General features: G+C 57.5%; 2 protein-coding genes and 1 pseudogene. 1 reads left to right on the forward strand and 2 read right to left on the reverse strand.

Going from position 1 to position 4,263, the window contains the following annotated elements; all coding sequences use genetic code 11:
* Positions 1–33 precede the first annotated feature (33 nt).
* Positions 34–3,114, reverse strand: a complete 3,081-nt coding sequence (locus tag L0H65_RS15400; RefSeq protein WP_301459930.1) for a valine--tRNA ligase — start codon at positions 3,112–3,114, stop codon at positions 34–36.
* 144 nt (positions 3,115–3,258) lie between these two features.
* Positions 3,259–3,690: an Lrp/AsnC family transcriptional regulator gene (locus L0H65_RS15405; RefSeq protein ID WP_301459931.1), complete on the reverse strand. Its 432-nt coding sequence runs from the start codon at positions 3,688–3,690 to the stop codon at positions 3,259–3,261.
* 212 nt (positions 3,691–3,902) lie between these two features.
* Between L0H65_RS15405 and L0H65_RS15410 the strand changes: the two are divergent.
* Positions 3,903–4,263: pseudogene (locus L0H65_RS15410) on the forward strand (type III PLP-dependent enzyme); the annotation flags it as partial.

Here is a 4,263-nt window from a genome sequence, read left to right on the forward strand (position 1 = left end):
GATATTTTTGCAGAGAAGATTCGGGGTTTGCGTCTAATCCATTTCTGCCAATCGGGTCAGCGCGGTCCGGAGTTTAGTGATTTCATCCTCCCCCAAAGCCAGTTTTTCGCGGGTTTCCGCCACCACTTCGGGATTGGCACTTTCGATGAATTTCGGGTTGCCGAGGCGGTTGCGCAAGCCGTTCATGTCCTTCTCCAACTTCTCCAAGCTTTTGGCGAGGCGTGCTTTCTCTTCTGCCACGTTGATCAGCCCCTCCAGCGGAATCGCGAATGTTGCCCCTTCGGCAGCGACGGTAATCGCACCTTTCGGCACGCTGGCGGCGTCGGTGGCGGTCTCGATCCGGGCGAGGCGGAAGATCAGCGCCTCATTCGCAGCGAAGGCGGTTTTGGCTTTCGCGTCAAGCCCGATCATCAGCAGATCGACCTTCAGGCCGGCCGGGACGTGCATTTGCGCGCGGGCGGAGCGGATGCCTTCGATTACCCCGGTAACCCAGTTCAACTCACGCAGTGCCTCGGCGGCGATCAGTTCCGCGCCGTAGTCTGGCCAGTCGGTATGAACAAGCGGTTTGACGCGTGTGCCGGTGGTGGACCAGAGCTCCTCGGTGATGAAGGGCATGATCGGATGCAGCAGAATCATGCATTGATCCAAAACCCACCCCATTGTTTTTCTGGTTTCATCAGCTTCGGGGCCGTCAAACAGTGGTTTGGCGAATTCGACATACCAATCGCAGACCTTGCCCCAGACGAAGGCGTAAAGCGCGTTGGCGGCGTCGTTGAATTTATAGGCCTCCAGCGCGGCGTCCACTTCGGCGCGGGTTTTTGCCGCTTCTGATATGATCCAGCGGTTGACGCGGGCGGTGGCTTGCGGCGGTTGGCTGGTGGCATGACCTTCCCAGACGCCATTCAATTCGGCAAAACGACACGCATTCCAGAGTTTCGTTCCGAAGTTGCGATAGCCTTTGATGCGGTCTTCCGACAGCTTCAGCACACCACCGAGGGCCGCCATTTGCGCCATGGTGAAACGCAGCGCATCAGCGCCGTATTCATCGACGATCACCAGCGGGTCGATGACATTGCCGCGCGTTTTGGACATCTTCTCACCCTTCTCGTCCCGGACGAGCTGGTGCAGGTAAACGGTGTCGAAAGGTTCTTTGCCGACAACGGCGAGCTGCATCATCATCATCCGGGCGACCCAGAAGAAGAGGATGTCCTGGCCGGTGACAAGCACGTTTGTGGGGAAATACTTCTTCAGTTCCGGTGTTTTGTTCGGCCATCCCAACGTCCCGATGGGCCAAAGGCCGGAGGAAAACCAGGTGTCGAGAACGTCCGGATCGCGCCAGACCGGAAAGACCAGTTGGGTAGGGTCCTGGTTGATGTTGTATTCGGCGAGACTGCCTGCCAGCATTTCCACTGCTTCATGCTTGCTCGCAACTTCCACGATCCGCGCGTGGCTCAGCGGGTTGGGGATATCGGCGTTGTCGTCGAAAAAGCCGGTCTTCACCTCATCGAAGCTGGCGGCGCAATGCATGACGGTGCCACGATGGAGCATGCCGTCGGAGAGGAGAAGACCAAGAAGATCGACTTCATCCAGATCTTCATCGTCCTCCAGCTGGCCCTCAAAGCTGAGGTCGATGCCATACCAGACCGGAATCTGGTGCCCCCACCAGAGTTGCCGCGAAATGCACCACGGCTCGATGTTGTCGAGCCAGTGGAAATACACCTTTTCGCCGCTTTCTGGCATGATCTTGGTGCGCCCCTCGCGCACGGCATCGAGCGCGGGCTGCACGATTTTTGCGGTGTCGACGAACCACTGATCGGTCAGCATCGGTTCGATTACGACTTTGGAACGATCCCCGAAGGGCTGCATGATCGGCTTATCCTCAACATATGGGATACGCTCCAAATGTTCAGAATTGGTTTCCGGGTCGATCGACTTGACCAGTTTGGTTACGGCGAGTCCCTCGCGGGTGATATCGGCAACCACACGTTTGCGGGCCTCGAACCGGTCGAGGCCGCGGTATTCCTCCGGCACGAGGTTCATCGCGGCGATCTGGGCTTCGTCAAAGGATTCCGTCCCGTTTGCAATGGCCTGCGCGGTGGCGGCCTCATCAGCGTAGGGGTTGCCGTCGCCGCGCATGGTGCCCTTCGTGTCCATCAGGGCATACATCGGGATGTTGTTGCGCTTGGCGACTTGGTAGTCGTTGAAATCATGTGCGCCGGTGATTTTCACCGCACCGGAGCCGAAATTCTTGTCGGGATATTCATCGGTGATGATCGGGATCAAACGGCGTTGCGCCTTTGGTCCAACCGGGATTTCACAGAGTTTTCCAATGATTGGAGCGTAGCGTTCATCCGATGGATGAACCGCGACCGCGCCATCGCCGAGCATGGTTTCCGGGCGCGTGGTCGCGATGGAGATGTAATCGCGCATCTCACGCAACGTCACATTCCCGTCCTCATCCCGTTCAATATATTCATAGGTTTCGCCACCGGCGAGCGGGTATTTGAAATGCCACATATGGCCCGCGACTTCGATATTTTCGACCTCCAGATCGGAAATCGCAGTCTCAAAATGCGGATCCCAGTTGACCAGACGCTTGCCGCGATAGATCTGGGCCTTGTTATACATTTCCACGAAAACCTTGATCACGGCATCGTGGAACCCTTTGTCCATTGTAAAGGCGTTGCGGTCCCAATCACAGGAAGCGCCCAATCTTTTCAATTGGTTGATGATGGTGCCGCCGGATTCCTCCTTCCATTCCCAGACCTTTTCAAGAAAGGCGGCGCGACCCATCTCAACACGTTTGGGCAGGTCCTCGGCGGCCATCTGCCGCTCCACCACCAGTTGCGTTGCGATGCCTGCGTGGTCCTGCCCCGGTTGCCAGAGCGTGTCATAGCCCTGCATGCGTTTCCAGCGGATCAGGATATCCTGAATGGTGTTGTTGAAGGCGTGACCCACATGCAAAGAGCCGGTAACGTTCGGTGGCGGAATCATGATGCAGAAGGTTTCACGGCGGCTGGCATTGGCACCGGCGCGGAAGGCACCGTCGGCCTCCCATTTGGCATAGATCCGGGCTTCTGCTTCGGCGGCGTTGAAGGTTTTTTCCATCGGCATTTTGTGGCTTCCTTTTCGGCGGTTGCCTATGGTTTAGCGCGATGGGAGGGGAAGGGGAAGCGGGGTTCGGCGCAGGGATTTAAGCAAAGGTTAAGACCCCATAAACTTGCCAGAAAGCTACCAGAAACCAGCCAGATCGAAAACCTACACCGCGCGGTCGATTTTCGTCGACAGATGGATCAGGCTTTCGGAGGAACGTACGCCCGCCATTGCACCGATTTCATCCAGCACCTGATCCAGAACCTGCGTGTTTGGTGCTGCAATTTGCAACAGCAGATCGAAACGGCCGGAGGTGGTGAAAACCCGCTCCACCTCGGCGATGGATTTCAGCCGGGTCAGGCAGGCGGCTTGCGTGCGCGGTTCAATCGTCAAAAGGACGGAGGCGCGAAGGCGGCCTTGCCGCCCGGCCTCCCCCAGTTTCAGGGTATAGCCGGCGATGGTGCCATTGGTTTCCAACCGCTCCAACCGCGCCTGAATGGTGGAGCGGGCAACTTTCAGCCGTCGGGCCAGTGTCGCCAGTGAAAGCCGGGCATCGGCACCGAGCAGACCGATAATGTTTCTGTCGAGGTCGTCCATGCAATATGCCTTGTCTTTTCGTCATTATAACGAATAATACTCACATTCATACTGTTTCAATCGGTCAAAATGTACCCCAAATACGAATTTCTGTTTTCAGGAAAAGGGCGGGTCACCCGCACCTGGCCTGGTTGTTTTGAACCAAGCAGGCGGCTGTGATCCCGTGCCAAACGCGGAAGCCCCTGCGCCCTGCCACGCGGAAAGGAACGCTGATGGGACTGTCGAACACAATCTGGACCAATCCGAAGGAATATCTGACCACGGAACTGCCGGAGAACCCGGTGCTGTTCTTTGCGCCTTCGGTCTTGCAGGCCAAGGCGCGGAAATTCATCGACGGTTTTCCCGGCATGGTGACCTATGCGGTGAAATCGAACCCGGAGGAGGTGGTGATCGAAACCCTGTCCTCGGCGGGCCTGCGTGGTTTCGATGTAGCCTCGCCGTTCGAGATGCGGTTGATCCGGCGTTTGGCCCCGGATGCGGCCTTGCATTACAACAACCCGGTGCGCTCGCGGGCGGAGATTCAGACAGCGGTGGACCTCGGGGTGAAATCCTATTCGGTGGATTCGGCGTCGG

This window comes from Pseudorhodobacter sp. (genome assembly GCF_030452865.1).
GTDB lineage: Bacteria > Pseudomonadota > Alphaproteobacteria > Rhodobacterales > Rhodobacteraceae > Pseudorhodobacter.